Below are 19,168 nucleotides of genomic sequence, written 5' to 3' on the forward strand. Positions count from 1 at the left end.
TGCATTACTTTCGAGACGCCTCCGGGAGCGACTCCTCGGCGGCGGGGGCGAGCACGGCGTCCGGGGTGGCCCCCGACACGACGTCCCCGTCCCCCGGCCTGCGGGCCCGCCCCCGCCCGACCTGCGTCCGCACGGCACCCATGCTGGCGGCGATGACGAGCGAGATGGCCAGCGCCTCATTGACGGAAAGCGCCTGGTTCAGCACCAGGAATCCGGCGACGGCGGCGATCGCGGGCTCCAGGCTCATCATGATCGCGAAGGTGGAGGCGGGGAGGCGGCGCAGGGCGAGCAGTTCGAGGGTGTACGGCAGCACGGAGGACATCACGGCGACGGCCGCGCCGAGCGCGAGCACCTCTGGCCGCACCAGCTTCTCCCCGGACTCGATGAGGCCGAGCGGCAGGAAGAGGACGGCCGCGACGACCATCGCGAGGGCGAGCCCGTCGGCCTGCGGGAAGCGGCGCCCCGTACGGGCGCTGAACATGATGTACGTGGCCCACATGGCACCGGCACCGAGGGCGTACGCGACGCCGACGGGATCGAGCCCGCTGAACCCGCCCCCACCGCCCAGCAGGAAGACACCGCACAGCGCGAGTCCGGCCCAGACCAGATTCACGGCACGGCGCGACGCGAAGACGGAGAGGGCGAGCGGGCCGAGCACCTCGAGCGTGACGGCGGGCCCCATGGGGATGCGGGCGACGGACTGATAGAAGAGCCCGTTCATCCCGGCCATGGCCACACCGAAGGCGACGACGGTCCCCCAGTCGGCGCGGGAGTGCCCGCGCAGCTTGGGCCGGCAGACGATCATCAGCACCAGCGCGGCGAAGGCGAGCCGCAGGGTCACGATGCCGAGGGCTCCGGCCTTGGGCATCACGCTGACGGCGATGGCCCCGCCGAACTGGACGGAGACGCCGCCCGCGAGCACAAGCCCGACGGGCCCGAGGGCACCCCACCGCCCACCGGATGCCGCCTCCTGACCACTCCTCGACGCGTCCACAGCCAACCCTTCCGCTTCCTGAGCCTCAACCAGTCTCGACCAGTCCACTCACCTGAACTGCCTCGTCCAAGGTAGTAGACCACGTCAGGATTGTGGAGCCCTTTCACTGCTGTACGCAAACCGGGTCCACATGGCGGCCGACGGTGGAACCCCACGCACCCCGCCCCGCGTCTTGGGTGCAGTCACCACGTAACCGCACGGAAGTCAGGTCAGGGCATGGCGCGCGACGGAAATCAGGCGACCGAGCGGCTGGGCGGCGACTATCGCGGGGCGGCGTACGGCTTCGTCCTGCGGGTGTCGGTTCTCACGGCACTCCTCGGGGGCGCGATCCTGGCCGGGGGGTTCGCGGCGGCGTGGGACACCTTCGAGGGGGTGCGGGACTACGCGGACCGCAACATCGCCAACGAGGACTCCTACGTGGCCTATGCCGACGGCGGCTGGTTTCCGCTGGTGAGGGTCGGTCTCGTGGTGTCGCTGCTGCTGCTCGTCCTGGGACTTCTCGTCGTCTCCGCCCTGCACGCCGCGTACGCCGTCGCCGAGTCCCACGCCGCGCGTGACGGTGGCGGGCCGCTGACCGTGCGCGAGCTGTGGCGGCGTACTCGCGGGCGTTTCCCCGCCGCCCTCGCGGTCTACGCGCTGAGCGGACTGCCCGTGGGTGCCATGGCGATGGCGAGCTACGTGCTGTGGATGACCGTCGAGCGCGGCGAGGTGCCCGGCGTCGAGCCCACGCCCATCGGCGAGACCGCGACCCCGCTCTACACGCTGGTGGGCTGGGTGCTGCCGATCGCCGTCATGTGCCTGGGCCCGCTGCTGTACTTCCGCCTCTCGCTGGCCACCGCCGAGACCGTGCTGGAACGCCGCTCTCCGTTCGTGGCGCTGTACCGCTCCTGGGTGCTGACCCGCCGGGCGCGCATGCGCACCCTCGGCCTCGGCACGCTGTCCGTGGCAGCCGCGGCACTGGTCATCTTCCTGACCGGATACGCGGCCGCCCCTCTCGCCCACTACGCCGGCCTCGGCATGCTGTGGCTCAGCGACGACAACGTATGGATCACGGGCGTACTGATGCAGATCTTTCCCACGACCGTGGCCCTGCTCCTGCTCCCTCCGCTGGTCATGCCCCTGGTGTGCGGGATGTCGGCCCGCTTGTACGGGGAGTTGCGGGCGGGCGAGGCGGACGCGAGGGACGCGGAGACGGGCGCACCGCGGGCAGGCAGCGCGGCTGGCGGTGACGGCTGGCGGTGACTGCTGGGGGCGACGACCTCGGGGTTCTCTGGCGCGGGAGCGGGCCGTGACACCCGGGCAGGCGGGGGCAGGCGGGTGGGGCCGCGTGATGCCGGAACGCCGACGCCGTGGTCAGCACCCCGGCCCCGTAACCCGGCCGCCCCCGTCCGAAATCCGTGACCCCCCGCGGCCCGCGCGCCCCCTCACCTTCCATCCAGCCCCTCCGCCAGCACCTCCGCCACATGCCGGCCCCGGGACCCCTCCCCCAGTTGTTCCAGCTGGGTTCGGCAGGAGTAGCCGTCTGCCAGGATCAGGGGGCCGCCCTTCGACTCCGGGGTGGCGCCTCGTACCGAGGGGAGCAGTTGTTCCTCCGCGCAGGCCGCGGAGACCTCGTAATGGCCTGCCTCGAAGCCGAAGTTGCCCGCGAGGCCGCAGCAGCCGCCGCTCAGCTCGCCCTCCAGGCCCGCCTTCTCGCGCAGGCGGCGTTCCGGCGCGTCGCCGAGCACCGCGTGCTGGTGGCAGTGCGTCTGGCCCACCACCGGGCGGCCGATCCGCGGTGGTGTCCACTCGGGGGCCAGTTCCTCCAGGGTCTGCGCGAACGTCCGTACGCGGGCAGCCAAATCCCTGGCTCGCTCGTCCCCGGGCAGCAGTTCCACCAAGTCCGTCTTCAGCGCCGCCGCGCAGCTCGGTTCGAGGACCACCAGCGGCGCGTCCGAGTCAAGGAGCGGTCCCATCCGCTCCAGGGTCCTCCGCATCACCGCACGAGCCCGGTCCAGTTGCCCCGTCGACACGTACGTCAGGCCACAGCACACGTCCCCCGGCGGCACCACCACCCGCAGCCCCGCGTCCTCCAGGACCCGCACCGCCGCCCGGCCCACCGCCGGTGACAGGTGGTCCGTGAACGTGTCCGGCCAGAGCACGACCGTCGGTCCCCCGGCGGCCACGGGAGCCTCCCGGCCACGGAACCAGCGGCGGAACGTCCGCCCCGCCAGACGCGGGATCTCCCTCTCCGGTGCGATCCCGCCTGCCCTCTTGGCCAGCGACGCCAGCACCCCCACCCCCGACAGCGCATTGACCACCCCCGCCGTCCGCGTCCGTGCGGCCAGGCGCAGCCACAGCGGCAGCCAGCCCATCGCGTAGTGCGCCGCGGGGCGCCTGCGGCCCTCGTAGTGGTGGTGCAGGAACTCCGCCTTGTACGTGGCCATGTCCACGCCCACCGGACAGTCCGACCGGCAGCCCTTGCAGGACAGGCAGAGGTCCAGCGCGTCCCGTACCTCCTCCGAGCGCCAGCCGTCCGTCACCACGTCCCCGGCGAGCATCTCGTGCAGGAGACGCGCCCGGCCCCGCGTGGAGTGCTCCTCCTCGCCCGTCGCCCGGAAGGACGGACACATCACCCCGCCTCCCGAACCGGCAGATGCCGTGCGGCACTTGGCGACGCCCACGCACCGCCGCACCGCCGCCGAGAAGTCCCCGCCGTCATGCGGGTAGCCGAAGGCCACGTCCACCGGCTGCCTCGGCAGAGGGTCGAAGCGCAGGTTGGAGTCCAGCGGCGCGGGCCGCACCAGCATCCCCGGATTCAGCAGGTCCGCCGGGTCCCACACCCCCTTCACCCGCTCGAACAGCCGGACGAGGTCAGCCCCGTACATCTTGGGAAGGAGCTCGGCCCGCGCCTGGCCGTCCCCGTGCTCGCCCGACAGCGAACCCCCGTGCGCGACCACGAGCAGCGCCAGGTCCTCGGAGAAGCGTCGGAAGCGGCGCACACCCACTTCACTCATCAGATCGAAGTCGATGCGTACGTGAATACAGCCGTCCCCGAAGTGCCCGTACGGGGTGCCGCGCAGGCCGTGCTCGGCGAGCAGCCCTCTGAAGTCCCGCAGATACGCGCCCAGTCGAGCCGGAGGCACCGCGCAGTCCTCCCACCCCGGCCACGCCTCGCTGCCGTCCGGCATCCGCGTCGCCGTCCCGCTGGCGTCCTCACGGACCCGCCACAGCACGCGCTGCCCCGCAGGGTCCGTCACGACCACCGAGTCCACCGTGTCCCCGGCGACCGCCCGCGTGATCGCCTCCGCACGCGCGCGTGCCTCACCCTCGCTCGCGCCGCCCGTCTCGACGAACAGCCAGGCGCCGCCCTTGGGCAGCCCCTCGGACCCCCGGACGAGGTCGGCCGCCATCCCCTCCACCGTCAGCGGACCGTGCGGCAGCAGCCCGGCCGCGGCCTCCGCCGCGGCGGACTCGTCGGCGTACCCGAGGACCGCGAGCGCACGCGCGCGTGGCGACTCGACGAGGCGTACGACGGCCTCCGTCAGCACGCCGAGCGTGCCCTCGGAGCCGCAGAAGGCGCGGGCCAGGTCGACGCCCCGCTCGGGGAGCATGGCGTCGAGCGCATAGCCCGAGATGCGGCGCGGCAGGTCCGGGTAGCCGGTGCGCAGGAGCTCCAACTCCCCGTCCACCAGCGCCTGCAAGCCCTCCGGGGCGCCGGACCAGCCCTGCCCCAGCGCGAGCCGTTCGCCCGCGCCGCTGACGACCGAGAGCGAGGCCACGTTGTCGGCGGTCGTGCCCCAGGCGACCGAGTGCGACCCGCAGGAGTTGTTGCCGATCATGCCGCCCAGGGTGCAGCGGTTGTGGGTGGACGGGTCGGGGCCGAAGGTCAGGCCGTGCGGGGCCGCCGCGCCCCGCAGGCCGTCGCAGATCACACCGGGCTGGACGACCGCGGTCCGCGACTCGGCGTCCAGGGACACGATCCGGTTCATGTGGCGGGTGAAGTCGAGGACGAGCCCCGTGCCGGTCGCCTGGCCGGCGATCGACGTGCCGGCGCCGCGGGCCACGACCGGCACCCCGCGATCCCGGCACACGGCGAGCGCCGCCGCCACGTCGTCCGCGTCGCGCGGGGCGAGGACGCCGAGCGGCACTCTGCGGTAGTTGGACGCGTCCATGGTGTTCAGGGCCCGCGCGGTGACGGAGAAGTCCACCTCCCCCCGCACGGCTGCCCGCAGTTCCTCTTCCACTCCTCCGAGATCACTCATGCCCATATCCATGCCCTCAATATGCATCCGCGAAGGCCCGTACCGACCGCAGTCAAACGCCCGACGCGCACCTATAGTTGCCGCGACTTGATCATCGGAACCCCGTTCAGAACCCCGTGTGGCCCCAGAGGAGAGCACTGATGACGACCGGCTGCCCCGCCCGCACCGCACCCGACCGCATTGTCCTCGACCCCTTCGTCACCGACCTGGACGGCGAGAGCGCCCGGCTGCGCGCGGCGGGTCCGCTGGCCGAGGTGGAGCTGCCCGGCGGCGTACCGGTCTGGGCGGTCACGCACCACGCCGAGGCGCGTCAACTCCTCACCGACAAGCGCCTGGTGAAGGACATCGAGGTGTGGGGCGCCTGGCGGCGCGGCGAGATACCCGCGGACTGGCCGCTGATCGGCCTGGCCAACCCGGGCCGTTCGATGCTGACGGTCGACGGCGAGGAGCACCGCCGGATGCGCGCCCTGGTCGCGCAGGCGCTGACGCCGCGGCGGGTGGAGCGGATGCGGGAGCGGATCGCGGAGCTGACGCAGGACCTCCTGGACCGGCTCCCCTCCGACGACGGCCAAGCCACCCGAGACGGTCAAGTGGTTGACCTGAAGGCCGAGTTCGCGTACCCGCTGCCCATGTACGTCATCAGCGACCTGATGGGCATCGACGCCGCCGACCACCCCCGTCTGAAGGTCCTCTTCGACAAGTTCTTCTCCACCCAGACGCCGCCCGCCGAGGTCATGGCCACGCTGGGCGAGCTGGCGGCCATGATGGGCCGGGTCGTCGCGGCGCGGCGGGCCGAGCCGGGCGACGACCTGACCAGCGCCCTGATCCTCGCCTCGGAGGACGGCGACCACCTCACCGACGCGGAGATCGTCTCCACGCTCCAGCTGATGGTCGCGGCGGGCCACGAGACGACGATCTCGCTGATCGTCAACGCGGTGGTGAATCTTTCGGCTCATCCCGAGCAGCTGGCGCTCGTCCTCTCCGGCGACGCGACCTGGGAGATAGTCGTGGAGGAGACCCTGCGCCACTCCACGCCGACCTCGCACGTCCTGATCCGGTTCGCGGCGGAGGACGTACCCGTGGGCGACAAGATGATCCGCCAGGGTGATGCGCTGATCGTGTCGTACGCGGCGATCGGCCGCGACGAGCGGGCGCACGGCCCCACGGCGGACGCCTTCGACATCACCCGCACCTCCCCGAACCGCCACATCGCCTTCGGCCACGGCCCGCACGTCTGCCCGGGAGCCGCCCTGTCACGGCTCGAGGCGGGCGTGGCACTGCCTGCCCTCTACGAACGCTTCCCCGGGCTGACCCTCGCGGTCGACCCCTCCGCACTGCGGAACAAGCCCGTGGTGACGCAGAACGACCTGTACGAGCTGCCGGTGATCACCGGCCCGTCCGCCGGTCTCACCGGACGGACACCCGGAAGCCACGACGCCCAAAGCCGTTAGGCTCCTCCCGTGGCTGAGATCCAGATTCCCGCTGACATCAAGCCCGCCGACGGACGTTTCGGCGCGGGCCCCTCCAAGGTGCGCACGGAGGCGCTGGACGCGCTCGCCGCCACCGGTACCTCTCTGCTCGGCACCTCCCACCGCCAGGCCCCGGTCAAGAACCTGGTCGGCAAGGTGCGCGAGGGTGTGCGCGACCTCTTCTCCCTCCCCGAGGGGTACGAGGTGATCCTGGGCAACGGCGGCTCCACCGCCTTCTGGGACGTCGCGACGCACGGCCTCATCGAGAACAAGTCGCAGCACCTCACGTTCGGTGAGTTCTCCTCCAAGTTCGCCAAGGCCTCGAAGCTCGCCCCGTGGCTCGCCGAGCCCACCGTGATCTCGAGTGAGCCGGGCACGCACCCGGAGCCGCAGGCCGAGGCGGGCGTGGACGTCTACGCCTTCACGCACAACGAGACCTCGACCGGCGTCGCGGCCCCGATCAAGCGGGTGGCCGGCTCGGACGAGGGTTCCCTCGTCCTGGTGGACGCCACCTCCGGCGCGGGCGGCCTGCCGGTCGACATCGCCGAGACGGACGTCTACTACTTCGCCCCGCAGAAGTCCTTCGCGTCGGACGGCGGCCTGTGGATCGCGGCCTTCTCCCCGGCGGCCGTCGAGCGTGCCGAGCGCATCCACGCGAGCGGCCGGCACATCCCGGAGTTCTTCAGCCTTCCCACGGCGATCGACAACTCCCGCAAGAACCAGACGTACAACACCCCGGCGCTCGCCACGCTCTTCCTGCTCGGTGAGCAGTTGGAGTGGATGAACGGCCAGGGCGGCCTGGACTTCACGACCGGCCGTACGGCGGCCTCCTCGCGCACCCTGTACGGGTGGGCCGAGGAGTCGAAGTACGCGACGCCGTTCGTCACGGACCCGGCCAAGCGTTCGCAGGTCATCGGCACGATCGACTTCGCGGACGAGATCGACGCTGCCGCGGTGGCGAAGGCTCTGCGCGCCAACGGCATCGTGGACACGGAGCCGTACCGCAAGCTCGGCCGCAATCAGCTGCGCGTGGCGATGTTCCCGGCGATCGACCCCGCGGACGTCGAGGCGCTCACGAAGTGCATCGACTACGTCATCGAGAAGCTCTAGCTTCGGCAGTTCTACGTGGATGGGGGCGCTCGGCAGGATCATCTGCCGAGCGCCCCCATCTCTGCGTAGACAACGCTCAGTCCACACCTGTGGGCGCGTCGTGGCTGGTCGCGCAGTTCCCCGCGCCCCTTACGGGGCTACCTGCTCAGCTGCTTGAACTTGCGTACCGCCAGCGGCAGGAACAGGAGTGAGATCGCGATCGGCCAGAGCACGGCCATCAGGACCGCGTTCTGCTCGACCCAGCTCGCCCCGCCCGCCCCGGGGTTGCCGAACAGTTCGCGTGCCGCCGTGCCCGTGGAGGAGACCGGGTTCCAGGCGGCGACCGGCGCGAGCCAGTCCGGCATCAGCGAGGGCGCGACGAAGACGCTGGAGATCATGGTGAGCGGGAAGGCGACCGCGTAGAGTCCGCCCGCCGCTTCCGGGGTCGGCACCACGAGGCCCAGGAAGACGCCGACCCAGATCAGGCTGAACCGCAGGAGCAGCAGCAGCGCGAAGGCGGCCAGGGTCTCGGGCAGGCCCGCGCTGGACCGCCAGCCGATGGCCAGCGCGGTGAGCGCGAGGATCGTCAGCTCGGCGCAGGCCACGATCAGGTCGGCGAGGCCGCGCCCCGCGGCGACCGCCGACGGTGCCATCGGCATCGAGCGGAAGCGGTCGATGACGCCCTTGGTGGAGTCCGTGACGACGGCCATCGCGGTGTTCATGAAGCCGAAGGCCATGGTCATCACGAACATGCCCGGCATCAGGAACTGCTTGTAGTCGCCGTCGTCACCGCCGCCGGGCACCTTCATGGCCTCGCCGAAGACGAAGCCGTACAGGAGCACGGAGATGATGGGGAAGCCCAGCTGCCAGGCGATGTTGATGGGCTGGCGTTGGAAGTGGGTGAGGTAGCGGCGGGTGACGTTCCAGGTGTCGGCGAGCGCCCAGTAGAGGCGTCCGCGCGAGGTGTCGGCGGCCAGTGGTTCCGATGTCAGTGGTTCCGGTGTCAGCACGGCGCTCATGCCGCGGCTCCCGTCTTCTCGTCGATGCGGGCGGTGGCTTCCTCGGGAGCGGCCGCGCCCGTCTCGGCCTCCGTGCGGTGTCCCGTCAGGCGCAGGAACACGTCGTCGAGGCTCGGCCTGCGCAGCCCGATGTCCTCCACGGCGACGCCCTGGTCCTGGAGGGTCCGCGCCACGTCCGTCAGGGCGGCGACCCGGTCGGTGACGGCCGCCTGGACGCGGCGCTCCAGGTCGACGGACTCGGGGACGCCCTCGGCGACGCGGGCGACGGCCTTCAGGGCCGCGGGCAGGTCGGCGGTGTCGCGGACCACGACCTCCAGATAGCTGCCGCCCACCGTGTTCTTCAGGCCGTCCGGGGTGTCGTCGGCGATGGCGCGGCCCTGGTCGATGACGGTGATCCGCGAGGCCAGCTTGTCGGCCTCCTCCAGATACTGGGTGGTGAGCAGGACGGTCGTGCCGTCCGCGACCAACTTCCGTACGGTGTCCCAGACTTCGAGGCGGCTGCGCGGGTCGAGTCCGGTGGTCGGCTCGTCCAGGAAGAGGACGGCGGGCGCGAGGATCATCGACGCCGCGAGGTCGAGCCTGCGCCGCATGCCGCCGCTGTACTGGCCCGCTCCCTTGCCCGCCGCGTCCACCAGGTCGAATTGTTCGAGGAGTTCCTGGGCGCGGCGCGCCGCCCGCTTGCCGCCGAGGTGGAAGAGGCGGCCGAACATCTCCAGGTTCTGCCGCCCGGTCAGGACCTCGTCGACGGCCGCGTACTGGCCGGTCAGCCCGATGCGGCCGCGGACGACGTCAGGCTGTCGCACCACGTCGGCCCCCGCGACCTCGGCCCGTCCGCCGTCGAGGCGCACCAGCGTCGAGAGGATGCGTACGGCGGTGGTCTTGCCCGCGCCGTTCGGGCCGAGCAGTCCGTGCACCGTGCCGCGCGTCACGCGCAGATCGAAGGCGTCCAGGGCCTTCTTCTCCCCGTAGCGCTTGTCGAGCCCCTCGGCCCGTACCGCGTAGTCGTTCGTCGTCTCGCTCACTGCCCCTCCAACTCTTCCCGCACCGCCGTACGAGCCCCTCTGGGTACGCCGTACTCAATAGAGAGTACACCGTACCCAGTTTTTCGGGTACACCGTACCCAATTACTGGTCCGGCGATTAGGCTGAGCCTCATGACGAGCACGAACGGCGGTTCCGGCGACCACGCCCAGCGCACCGGCAGCGACATCGTCCACAGCCTGGAGCTGCTCTGGGGCGAGGGCGAGCGCCCCACGCGCGGCCCCAAGCCCGGACTCACCCTGGACCGGATCGTCACCGAGGCGGTGCGGCTCGCGGACGCCGAGGGGCTCACGGCGGTCTCGATGCGCCGCCTGTCCACGGAGCTCGGCACGGGCACGATGTCCCTGTACCGCTACGTCCCGGGCAAGGGCGAGCTGCTCGACCTGATGCTGGACCGCGTCTACATGCCGGCCCCCGACGCCGCGCCCCCGACCGGCGGCTGGCGCGAGGCCGTCGAGGCGTACGCCCGCGAGACACTCGTCCTCTACCGCGCGCATCCCTGGCTGCTGCAGGTCAACCAGGCACGCCCGGTGCTCGGCCCCGGCTCGGTCGGCGGCCTCGAACTGACCCTGGCCGGGATCAAGTCGATGGGCCTGACCGACCCCGAGCTGATCGGCGTGGTCGTCATGGTCGAGGGGTACGTCACCGGGGTCGCCCGCACCCAGGTGCACGAGGTGGAGGCGGTCAAGAAGACCGGCCTGACGGACGAGGCGTTCTGGGAGGCGCAGCAGCCGACCCTCGAACGGATCATGACCAGCGGCCGCTATCCCCTCCTCGCGGGCCTGTCCGAGGACGCGTTCAGCCCGCAGTTCGACCACTTCGAGTTCGGGCTGCAACGCCTGCTGGACGGCCTGGACGTGCTGGTGGCCAAGCGCGAGACGCAGAAGAGCGCCGACGGGCAGGCGTGAGCCTGGCCCGCTACTTCCGGCGGAACATCCGCTTCAGCCCGAAGAAGGCCACGAGCACCGCGGCCAGCGCGAGGCCGCCCACCTTGAGGTCACCGTCGAGCCCGGAGCCGTCCCCCGGCTCACCGGAACTCCCGCCGCCGGACGCGGAGTCGTGGCCGCCGCCCGCTCCCTCGACCTCGACGGGCTCGACCTCGCTCTGCCCGCCCTCGGTGCCGTACAGGATGGTCGTCCCGTCCAGGGTGTACGTCGCGGACTCGCCCTGCCGCTGCAACGGCACGCTCAGCCGCCCCTCGCGCTCGGGCTTCTTGCCCTCGCCCTTCCAGGTGTACGAGACGCCGCCGAGGTACCCGCGCAGGGCGAGCTGCTTCCCGTCGGGCGAGAAGGCGCCGTCCGTGGTCCAGAGTCCGGTGGTGCCCAGGCGCTTGAAGACGTTGACCCCGGACGAGGACATCTGGGCGGGCCCCTCGTACAGCGCGCCGCCCTCCTCCTTCTTGTCGGCGATGTAGATGCGGCCGGTCTTCGGGTGGACCATCAGGGCTTCGGCGTCGCGCGCGCCGTCCTCGTACTTCACCGTGTACTGCGTGGCGCGCACGGTCTGCTCGCCCAGCTTCTTCGGCTCGGGCAGCTTGTAGATCCACACGTGGGACCAGGTGCCGCCGAGGTTGTCGCCGATGTCCCCGACGTAGATGTTGCCGTCGGCGCCGACGGAGACGGCCTCCACGTCACGGGGCTTCCCGACGCCGGTCATGGTGATCGTGGCGACGGTCTTGCCGGTCCTGCCGTCCACCGCGTAGAGCAGCGCGCCGTTCTTGTCCTGGTCGTTGTGCGTCCAGTAGACGCCCGGGTGGGCGCGGGATGCGGCGAGGCCGCTGGACTCGATGATGCGGGGGTCCTTGATGGTGAACCCGTCGTGGCTGTCGTCGGCGGCGGCGGGGCCGGCGGCACTCAGCAGGACCAGGCACCCGGCGGCGGCACCCATCGAAGAACGCAGTGAACGCATGGGCCAAGCCTGCCACCCCCGCGCGGCGGGGCGGGCGTTGGCCAGGTGTTGAGCCTCACATCGGGTCGTCGGCCTCACATCGGGTGGTCAGCCTCACATCGCAGGCCGGGGCGTTGATCCGCGATGATGAGCGGATGCTCAGGTTCATGTTCGTCGGCGACTCGATGACGATCGGCAGCGCGGGGGAACACACCTGGCGCTACCGGATGTGGCAGCACCTGCGGTCCTCGCTCGGCGAGGAGGGCTTCGCGGTGGTGGGGCCGCGCAGCGCGCTGCACGACAAGGTGTCCGGCGAACCGGTCTCGTACGCCTACGCCGGCAGCGACCCCGACTTCCCCCGCCACCACTTCGCGGGATGGGGCGAGGGCTGGCTGCACATGGCGCCGCAGATGGCGGACGCGGTGCGGGAGAACCGCCCCGACGTCCTGCTCATCTCCCTCGGCCTGATCGACCTGGGCTTCTACACGAACGCGGAACAGACGGCGGAGAACGTACGCCGCTTCGTCTCGGCGGCGAGGTCCGCCAACCCGCACATCCGCCTCGTCCTGCTCCCCGTCATCCCGAACATCCGGGCCAGGACGGACGCCCCGTTCGCGGCGGAGGTGTCCCGCTTCAACGTGCTCCTCGCGAAGGCGGCCGCGGACCTCGACACGGGCACCTCCCCGCTGCTCCTGGCCTCGACGCCGGCGTCGTACGACATCGACCGCGACACCTACGACGGCACGCACCCGAACGCGAGCGGCGAACACAGGCTGGCGGCGGCTTTCGCGGAAGCGATGCACCAGGCGTGGGGCCTTGCCGCCCCGTACGACCCCTCGGGGGCGTCACGTGGCCCGCGTCAGCCGGTTCGCCAGGGTTGACATGGTGTACGTGCCGATGCCGAGGACGACTTCGAGGGCGTTGCGTTTCGTGTAGCCGTGGGCGAGGAATTTCTTCAGGTCGTCGTCCCCGACTCCGCCCGCGGTCGCCAGCAACTCCAGGGTGAACTGCCGTACCGCCTCCAGGCGTTGATCGGTCAGAGCCTTCCCCTCGCGCAGCGCGGTGATCAGCTCCGTGTCCGCACCCAGCTTGCGCAGCTTGCCGGTGTGCAGGGTCACGCAGATGTGGCAGTCGTTGCGTACGGCGACGGTCATGACGACGACTTCGCGCGCCACCGGCTCCAGCGTCGACCCCTCGAAGGACGCGCTCAACTCCAGGAAGCCGTTGAGCAGTTCGGGCGACTCGGCGAGCCGCGCCACGGCGTCCGGCGTCTTCCCGAAGGCGGCGGCGGTGCGCTCCATCGCGGCGCGGGACTCGGCGGGCGCGGTTTCCACGGTGTGCTCGGCGAACAAGAGGTACCCCCTACGATGGACAACGTGGTTGACGAAAAAAAGGTAAACCAGGTTGTCGATTCCGGCAAGGGTGTTTCTGCGGACGGCGACGGCAGTGACGGCAGCGACGGGCGCGGCTTCGAGTTGCCGCTGCTCCTCTTCGGCGGGTTCCGCACGATCATCGACCGGCTGCACGCCGAACTGGCCCGCCAGGGTCACCCGGACGTACGCCCCGCCCACGGCTTCGCGATGCAGGCGATCGGCGTACGGGGCGCGAGCGCCAGCGAGGTGGGCCGGCGGCTCGGCGTCTCCAAGCAGGCCGCGGGCAAGACCGTCGACCGCCTCCTCACCCTCGGCTACGCGGAACGCACCGACGACCCCGCCGACGCCCGCCGCAAGCTCATCCGCCTCACCCCGCACGGCATCGACGCCCTGCGCCGCTCGGCGGAGATCTTCGACGCACTGCACGCGGAGTGGGCCGGCCGGCTCGGTGCGGGGCGCCTGCGCACGCTGGAGGACGACCTGCGCACGGTCGTGCCGCCGGACGCGTTCCGCCTCGACGCGGCGGGCTGGCTCGGCGGCCCGTGACCGCCCGCCGGGCGCGCACCCTTGCATAGAGCGCACTCCAAGTCGTTGGCTTGGCAACCATGAAGTACACGCAGCTGGGACGCACAGGACTCAAGGTCAGTCGACTCGTGCTCGGGACCATGAACTTCGGGCCACTGACCAACGAGCCCGACAGCCACACGATCATGGACGCCGCGCTCGACGCGGGCATCAACTACTTCGACACCGCCAATGTCTACGGGTGGGACGAGAACAAGGGCCGCACCGAGGAGATCCTCGGCACGTGGTTCACACAGGGCGGCGACCGGCGGGACAAGACCGTCCTCGCCACCAAGATGTACGGGAACATGGCTCTCGACGGAAAGCCCGCGTGGCCCAACCACGACCTGCTCTCGGCGGTCAACATCCGCCGGTCGGTGGAGGCCTCGCTCAAGCGCCTGCAGACCGACTACATCGACATCTACCAGTTCCACCACATCGACCGCCGCACTCCCTTCGAGGAGATCTGGCAGGCGATCGACACCCTCATCACCCAGGGCAAGATCCTCTACGCGGGTTCGTCCAACTTCCCCGGATACAAGATCGCCCAGGCCAACGAGATCGCCGCGAGGCGTGGCAGCTACGGCCTCGTCAGCGAGCAGTGCCTCTACAACCTCGCCGAGCGCAGCGCCGAGATGGAGGTGATCCCGGCCGCCCAGGACTACGGCCTCGGCGTCATCCCGTGGTCGCCGCTGCACAGCGGGCTGCTCGGCGGCGTCCTGAAGAAGGAGGGCGAGGGCAAGCGGCGTACCGGCGGACGGGCCGCCCAAGAGCTGGCGAAGCCAGAGGTGCGCGCGCAGGTCCAGGCGTACGAGGACCTGCTCGACAAGCACGGCCTCGCGCCGGGCGAGGTCGCGCTCGCCTGGCTGCTCACCCGGCCCGGCATCACCGGACCGATCGTCGGGCCGCGTACGTCGGAGCAGCTCACCAGCGCACTGCGCGCCGTCGAGCTGGAACTCCCGGCCGAGCTGCTCGACGCCCTGGACGAGATCTTCCCGGGCCCCGGGCCTTCGCCGGAGTCCTTCGCCTGGTGATCAGCGGGTGATCACCGCCGGCTGACCAGCGGGTGATTCAGGGCGTGCGTGCGGCCGCGGTCATCGCCTCACTGGCCGACCGCGGCCGCGACCGCCACGACGACGAACATCAGCACGAGCACACCGGCCATGATCCGGTTCCTGGTTTTCGGGTCCACGTGGTCGAGGTTAACCGCCTCCGCCCAACGGCCGTCGACCGACCACCTCCCCAGTTTCGGGAAGGGGCGGGGTGGGGGAGAGAAAGCCGCATGGACAGCCACAGCCACATAACCATCCGGCCCGCCGGTCCCGACGACATTCCCGCCGTCCTCGCCCTCTTCGACGAGGCCGTCGCCTGGCTCGTGTCGCAGGGGCGTACCGGGCAGTGGGGCGACACGCCCTGGTCGGCCAATCCGAAGACCATCGCCCTGGTCGAGAAGTATCTGACCACCGGCTCCGCCTGGATCGCGGAGATCGGCGGCCTGCCGGTCGGCACGCTCACGCTGACCGACGGCCCGGGATCGTACATCGCGCCGGTGGACGAGCCGGAGCGCTACATCCACCTGCTGGCCTCCCGGCACGGGACGGGCGCGGGCGCCGCCCTCCTCGCGCACGCGGCAGCGGAAACCCGGAGACAGGGGGTCTCCCTGCTCCGGGTCGACTGCTACGCGGGCGGTGACGGCAAGCTCGTCGCGTTCTACGAGCGCAACGGCTTCACCCGGACCGAGTCCTTCGTCGAGCAGGACGGCACCTGGCCGGGCCAGATCCTGGCCCGGCGGGTGTGACCGGGTAACAGCTCACGCCGCCGTCGCCAGCTCCCGCGGCACGAACTGCACGTGCTGCTGCCCGCGCCGCAGATCCACCTTGAGCCGCAGGTTCGCGGCGCGGGCCAGCATCAGGCCGACGCCGACCGCGGCCACGGCACAGATGACGCCGCCGGCGGCCATGCTCACGCGCACCCCGTACGCGTCGGCGAGCCAGCCGAAGAGCGGGCCGCCGAGGGGCGTGCCGCCGGTGAAGACCATCATGAAGAGGGACATGACGCGGCCCCGCATCTCCGGGTCGGTGGCCATCTGGACCGAGGAGTTGGCGGTGACGTTCACCGTCAGGCCCAGGATGCCGATGGGCACGATCAGCGCGACGAACATCCACAGCTCGGGCGCGAACGCGGCCACGATCTGCAGCACTCCGAAGGCGATCGCCGCCCCTGCGAGCAGCCGCAGGCGTGAGGTCCCGCGCCGGGCGGCGAGCAGCGCGCCCGCGAGGGAGCCGATCGCCATCAGGGTGTTGAAAAGGCCGTACATCCCCACGCCTCCGTGGAAGATGTCGTCCGCGAAGGCGCTCAGCCAGATCGGGAAGTTGAACCCGAAGGTGCCGACGAAGCCGACGAGGACGATCGGCCAGATCAGCTCGGGGTGCTTGGAGACGTAGTTCAGACCTTCCCTCAGCTGCCCCTTGCCGCGCGGCTTGCGCGGGGTGGGGTGCAGCTCACGGGTGCGCATCAGCATCAGGCCGGTGAGCGGCGCGAGGAAGGACAGGCCGTTGGCGAGGAACGCCCACCCGGGGCCGACGGCGGCGGTGAGACCACTCGCCACGGCGGGGCCGATGAGGCGGGCGGACTGGAAGTTCGCCGAGTTCAGCGAGACGGCGTTGCGGACCTGGTCGGGTCCCACCATCTCGGACACGAAGGACTGCCGGGTCGGGTTGTCGACGACCGTGACGAGGCCCGTGAAGAAGGCCGCGAGGTAGACGTGCCAGACCTGGACGTTGCCGCTCAGCGTGAGCGCCGCCAGGAACAGGCCGCTGATGCTCATCGCGCCCTGGGTGCAGAAGAGCAGCTTCCGCTTGGCGAAGCGGTCGGCGATGACGCCGCCGTAGAGGCCGAACAGGAGCATCGGCAGGAACTGCATCGCGGTGGTGATGCCGACCGCGGCCGAGGAGCCCGTGAGGCTCAGGACCAGCCAGTCCTGGGTGATGCGCGCCATCCATGTGCCGGTGTTGGAGACAACGGCGCCGGAGGCGAAGAGCCGGTAGTTGCGGATCTTCAGCGAGCTGAACATCGACTGCTTTGCGGCAGGGGTCTTGTCGAGGGTGGTTGGTGCGGGGGCGGAGTCTGCTCCGGGTCCCGTACTCAAAGTGCGTTCGCCTCCTTGGCGTCGTACTGGTCGTACTCGTACTGGTCGTACTGCCTGCTGCTTACAGGTGCCTGCTGCTTACAGGTGCGCGAGCTTCTCCAGGACGGGAGCCGCGGCACGCAGTCGCGCCCACTCGTCCTCGTCGAGGTGCTCGGCCAGGCCGGCCAGCCAGGCGTTCCGCTTGCGGCGGCTCTCCTCGAGCATGGCCTCGGCCGTCTCCGTCTGGGTCACCACCTTCTGGCGGCGGTCCTCCGGGTGCGGCTCGAGCCGGACGAGACCCTTGGCTTCGAGCAGCGCGACGATGCGGGTCATCGACGGCGGCTGCACGTGTTCCTTGCGGGCCAGCTCACCGGGGGTGGCGTGGCCGCAGCGGGCGAGGGTGCCGAGCACCGACATCTCGGTGGGGCTCAGCGACTCGTCGACCCGCTGGTGCTTGAGTCGACGGGACAGGCGCATCACGGCGGAGCGCAGGGAGTTCACGGCGGCGGCGTCGTCACCATGGGAGAGGTCCAGCATGTTCGTTAGAGTAACTCATTACTCTAGCTAAAGACCACCTGGTTTCCCGCGACAAGGGCCACGGAACCCTTTCGTCACCCATATGAGTGAGGTGGCCTCGGAAAGTGAGACGCGGTCCGCGGAACGGCAGGGACCCTGGCACGCATGGGATCGACAGTGCTCAGCCTGCGAATAGACGGTGAGCTGCTCGACCGGCTCAAACAGCACGCCGCCAAGAGGGGGATGAGCGTCCAGGACTACGTGGTCGGGACGCTCATCCGTGGTGACTTCGACGAGCGCTTCCAGAGCGCCGTCGAGGAGACGGAAAAGTTCTACGGGGCGGCCTGATGGCCGCCCCGTAGGCATTCACGTGATTGCGGGCCCTTACGTGAGGCCGAGCGCCGGCATCAGGTAGTAGAAGGCGAAGACGCCCGAGACGATGTACATCGCGGCCGGCACCTCGCGCCCGCGGCCCGAGGCCAGACGCAGCACGGTGAAGCTGATGAAGCCGATGCCGATGCCGTTCGTGATCGAGTAGGTGAACGGCATCATCACCATCGTCAGGAACGCCGGGATCGCGATGGTGAAGTCCGCCCAGTCGATCTGGCCGATCGAGCCGGACAGGATCAGGAAGCCGACCGCGAGCAGCGCGGGCGTGGCCGCCTGCGACGGGACCATCGTGGCGATGGGCGTGAGGAACAGCGCCACGGCGAAGAGACCGCCGGTGACGATGTTGGCGAAGCCCGTACGCGCGCCCTCGCCGACGCCCGCGGTGGACTCCACGAAGCAGGTGGTGGCCGAGGAGGACGAGGCGCCGCCCGCGGCGACCGCGATGCCGTCGACGAACAGGACCTTGTTCATGCCCGGCATGTTGCCGTTGGCGTCGGTCAGCTTGGCCTCGTCGCCGACGCCCATGATCGTGCCCATGGCGTCGAAGAAGCACGACAGGAGCACGGTGAAGACGAAGAGGATGCCGGTGAGCAGGCCGACCTTCTCGAAGCCGCCGAACAGGCTGACCTGACCGACCAGGCCGAAGTCCGGGGTCGCGACGGGGTTGCCGGGCCACTCGGGCGTCGTCAGGCCCCAGGAGGGCACCTTCGCGACCGCGTTGATGATCATCGCGACGATCGTCATGACGACGATGCTGATGAGGATGGCGCCCGGCACCTTGCGCACGATCAGGCAGAGCGTGAGCAGCGCGCCGAGCACGAAGACGAGCACGGGCCAGCCGTTGAGGTGCCCGTCGCCGCCCAGCTGCAACGGGACCGTGGTGTGCGCGGCGTCCGGGATGCGCGAGACGAAGCCGGAGTCGACGAGGCCGATCAGCATGATGAAGAGGCCGATGCCGATCGCGATGCCCTTGCGCAGGCCCAGCGGCACGGCGCTCATCACGCGCTCCCGCAGTCCGGTCGCCACGAGCAGCATCACGACGAAGCCCGCGAGGACGACCATGCCCATCGCGTCGGGCCACGACATGCGGGGCGCGAGCTGGAGGGCGACCACGGTGTTCACGCCGAGACCGGCGGCGAGCGCGATCGGGACGTTGCCGATGACGCCCATGAGCAGCGTGGTGAAGGCGGCCACCACGGCGGTCGCGGTCACCAGCTGGCCGTTGTCGAGCTGGTGACCGTACATGTCCTTCGCGCTGCCCAGGATGATCGGGTTCAGCACGATGATGTAGGCCATCGCGAAGAAGGTGGCGAAGCCGCCTCGGACCTCACGGACGAGGGTCGAACCCCGTTCGGTGATCTTGAAGAAGCCGTCGATGCCACCCTGCGGGGGCTTCGGCGGCTCTTTGCTGGCGTCGACCGGGGTGGTGGCCGAGGAAGGCATGCGGGACCTCGTG

18 protein-coding genes are annotated in these 19,168 nt (G+C 70.6%); 9 read left to right on the plus strand and 9 right to left on the minus strand.

Annotated elements, in window-relative coordinates:
• Window positions 1-4: 4 nt before the first annotated feature.
• Complete coding sequence (locus AB0I66_RS34250) at window positions 5-994, minus strand: EamA family transporter (RefSeq protein WP_363211893.1); 990 nt, start codon at window positions 992-994, stop codon at window positions 5-7.
• A gap of 216 nt (window positions 995-1,210) precedes the next feature.
• Here AB0I66_RS34250 and AB0I66_RS34255 point away from each other — a divergent pair, with 216 nt between their 5' ends.
• On the plus strand, window positions 1,211-2,236 hold the full coding sequence (locus AB0I66_RS34255; protein WP_363211894.1) for a hypothetical protein: 1,026 nt from the start codon (window positions 1,211-1,213) through the stop codon (window positions 2,234-2,236).
• A gap of 182 nt (window positions 2,237-2,418) precedes the next feature.
• On the opposite strand, the gene AB0I66_RS34260 is transcribed toward AB0I66_RS34255, so the two are convergent.
• Window positions 2,419-5,238 carry an FAD-binding and (Fe-S)-binding domain-containing protein gene (locus AB0I66_RS34260; RefSeq protein ID WP_363211895.1) on the minus strand — a complete coding sequence of 940 codons (2,820 nt, stop codon included), beginning with the start codon at window positions 5,236-5,238 and terminating at the stop codon, window positions 2,419-2,421.
• Between the two features lie 140 nt (window positions 5,239-5,378).
• Between AB0I66_RS34260 and AB0I66_RS34265 the strand changes: the two genes are divergently transcribed.
• Entirely contained in the window at window positions 5,379-6,689 is a 1,311-nt protein-coding gene (locus AB0I66_RS34265) for a cytochrome P450 (RefSeq protein WP_363211896.1), read from the plus strand.
• A 9-nt stretch (window positions 6,690-6,698) separates the two neighbouring features.
• Entirely contained in the window at window positions 6,699-7,817 is a 1,119-nt protein-coding gene (gene serC / locus AB0I66_RS34270) for a phosphoserine transaminase (protein ID WP_363211897.1), read from the plus strand.
• A 137-nt stretch (window positions 7,818-7,954) separates the two neighbouring features.
• On the opposite strand, the gene AB0I66_RS34275 is transcribed toward serC, so the two are convergent.
• A complete protein-coding gene (locus AB0I66_RS34275; protein WP_363211898.1) occupies window positions 7,955-8,815 on the minus strand; it encodes an ABC transporter permease in 861 nt (286 codons plus the stop codon).
• Window positions 8,812-9,837: an ATP-binding cassette domain-containing protein gene (locus AB0I66_RS34280; protein ID WP_363211899.1), complete on the minus strand. Its 1,026-nt coding sequence runs from the start codon at window positions 9,835-9,837 to the stop codon at window positions 8,812-8,814. Before AB0I66_RS34280 ends, AB0I66_RS34275 begins: the two co-directional genes overlap by 4 nt.
• 131 nt (window positions 9,838-9,968) lie before the next feature.
• Here AB0I66_RS34280 and AB0I66_RS34285 point away from each other — a divergent pair, with 131 nt between their 5' ends.
• Window positions 9,969-10,763, plus strand: a complete 795-nt coding sequence (locus AB0I66_RS34285) for a TetR/AcrR family transcriptional regulator (RefSeq protein WP_363211900.1) — start codon at window positions 9,969-9,971, stop codon at window positions 10,761-10,763.
• A gap of 10 nt (window positions 10,764-10,773) precedes the next feature.
• Here AB0I66_RS34285 and AB0I66_RS34290 read toward each other — a convergent pair whose 3' ends face one another.
• The gene (locus AB0I66_RS34290; RefSeq protein ID WP_363211901.1) at window positions 10,774-11,763 is read right to left on the minus strand and encodes a WD40 repeat domain-containing protein; all 990 of its coding nucleotides are present in this window, start codon (window positions 11,761-11,763) and stop codon (window positions 10,774-10,776) included.
• Window positions 11,764-11,897: 134 nt separating this feature from the next.
• Here AB0I66_RS34290 and AB0I66_RS34295 point away from each other — a divergent pair, with 134 nt between their 5' ends.
• The gene (locus AB0I66_RS34295; protein WP_363211902.1) at window positions 11,898-12,623 is read left to right on the plus strand and encodes an SGNH/GDSL hydrolase family protein; all 726 of its coding nucleotides are present in this window, start codon (window positions 11,898-11,900) and stop codon (window positions 12,621-12,623) included.
• On the opposite strand, the gene AB0I66_RS34300 is transcribed toward AB0I66_RS34295, so the two are convergent.
• Window positions 12,588-13,094 (minus strand): carboxymuconolactone decarboxylase family protein, encoded by a 507-nt coding sequence (locus AB0I66_RS34300; protein WP_363211904.1) that lies wholly within the window; start codon window positions 13,092-13,094, stop codon window positions 12,588-12,590. The genes AB0I66_RS34295 and AB0I66_RS34300 overlap by 36 nt on opposite strands.
• 15 nt (window positions 13,095-13,109) lie before the next feature.
• On the opposite strand from AB0I66_RS34300, the gene AB0I66_RS34305 reads away from it, so the two are divergent.
• The 3 genes from AB0I66_RS34305 (at window position 13,110) to AB0I66_RS34315 (ending at window position 15,477) form a co-directional block, all read left to right on the plus strand.
• Window positions 13,110-13,661, plus strand: coding sequence for a MarR family transcriptional regulator (locus AB0I66_RS34305; protein ID WP_363211905.1), 552 nt, complete (start codon window positions 13,110-13,112; stop codon window positions 13,659-13,661).
• A 59-nt stretch (window positions 13,662-13,720) separates the two neighbouring features.
• Window positions 13,721-14,713, plus strand: coding sequence for an aldo/keto reductase (locus tag AB0I66_RS34310; protein WP_363211906.1), 993 nt, complete (start codon window positions 13,721-13,723; stop codon window positions 14,711-14,713).
• A gap of 248 nt (window positions 14,714-14,961) precedes the next feature.
• Window positions 14,962-15,477 carry a GNAT family N-acetyltransferase gene (locus tag AB0I66_RS34315; RefSeq protein WP_363211907.1) on the plus strand — a complete coding sequence of 172 codons (516 nt, stop codon included), beginning with the start codon at window positions 14,962-14,964 and terminating at the stop codon, window positions 15,475-15,477.
• A gap of 12 nt (window positions 15,478-15,489) precedes the next feature.
• Here AB0I66_RS34315 and AB0I66_RS34320 read toward each other — a convergent pair whose 3' ends face one another.
• Window positions 15,490-16,827, minus strand: coding sequence for an MFS transporter (locus AB0I66_RS34320; protein ID WP_363211908.1), 1,338 nt, complete (start codon window positions 16,825-16,827; stop codon window positions 15,490-15,492).
• Between the two features lie 78 nt (window positions 16,828-16,905).
• On the minus strand, window positions 16,906-17,343 hold the full coding sequence (locus AB0I66_RS34325) for a MarR family transcriptional regulator (protein ID WP_363211909.1): 438 nt from the start codon (window positions 17,341-17,343) through the stop codon (window positions 16,906-16,908).
• Window positions 17,344-17,487: 144 nt separating this feature from the next.
• Here AB0I66_RS34325 and AB0I66_RS34330 point away from each other — a divergent pair, with 144 nt between their 5' ends.
• Complete coding sequence (locus AB0I66_RS34330; RefSeq protein ID WP_363211910.1) at window positions 17,488-17,670, plus strand: ribbon-helix-helix protein, CopG family; 183 nt, start codon at window positions 17,488-17,490, stop codon at window positions 17,668-17,670.
• A 36-nt stretch (window positions 17,671-17,706) separates the two neighbouring features.
• On the opposite strand, the gene AB0I66_RS34335 is transcribed toward AB0I66_RS34330, so the two are convergent.
• Complete coding sequence (locus AB0I66_RS34335; RefSeq protein ID WP_363211911.1) at window positions 17,707-19,155, minus strand: NCS2 family permease; 1,449 nt, start codon at window positions 19,153-19,155, stop codon at window positions 17,707-17,709.
• Window positions 19,156-19,168: the final 13 nt, after the last annotated feature.

The organism is Streptomyces sp. NPDC050439 (genome assembly GCF_040655335.1).
Taxonomy (GTDB): Bacteria; Actinomycetota; Actinomycetes; order Streptomycetales; family Streptomycetaceae; genus Streptomyces.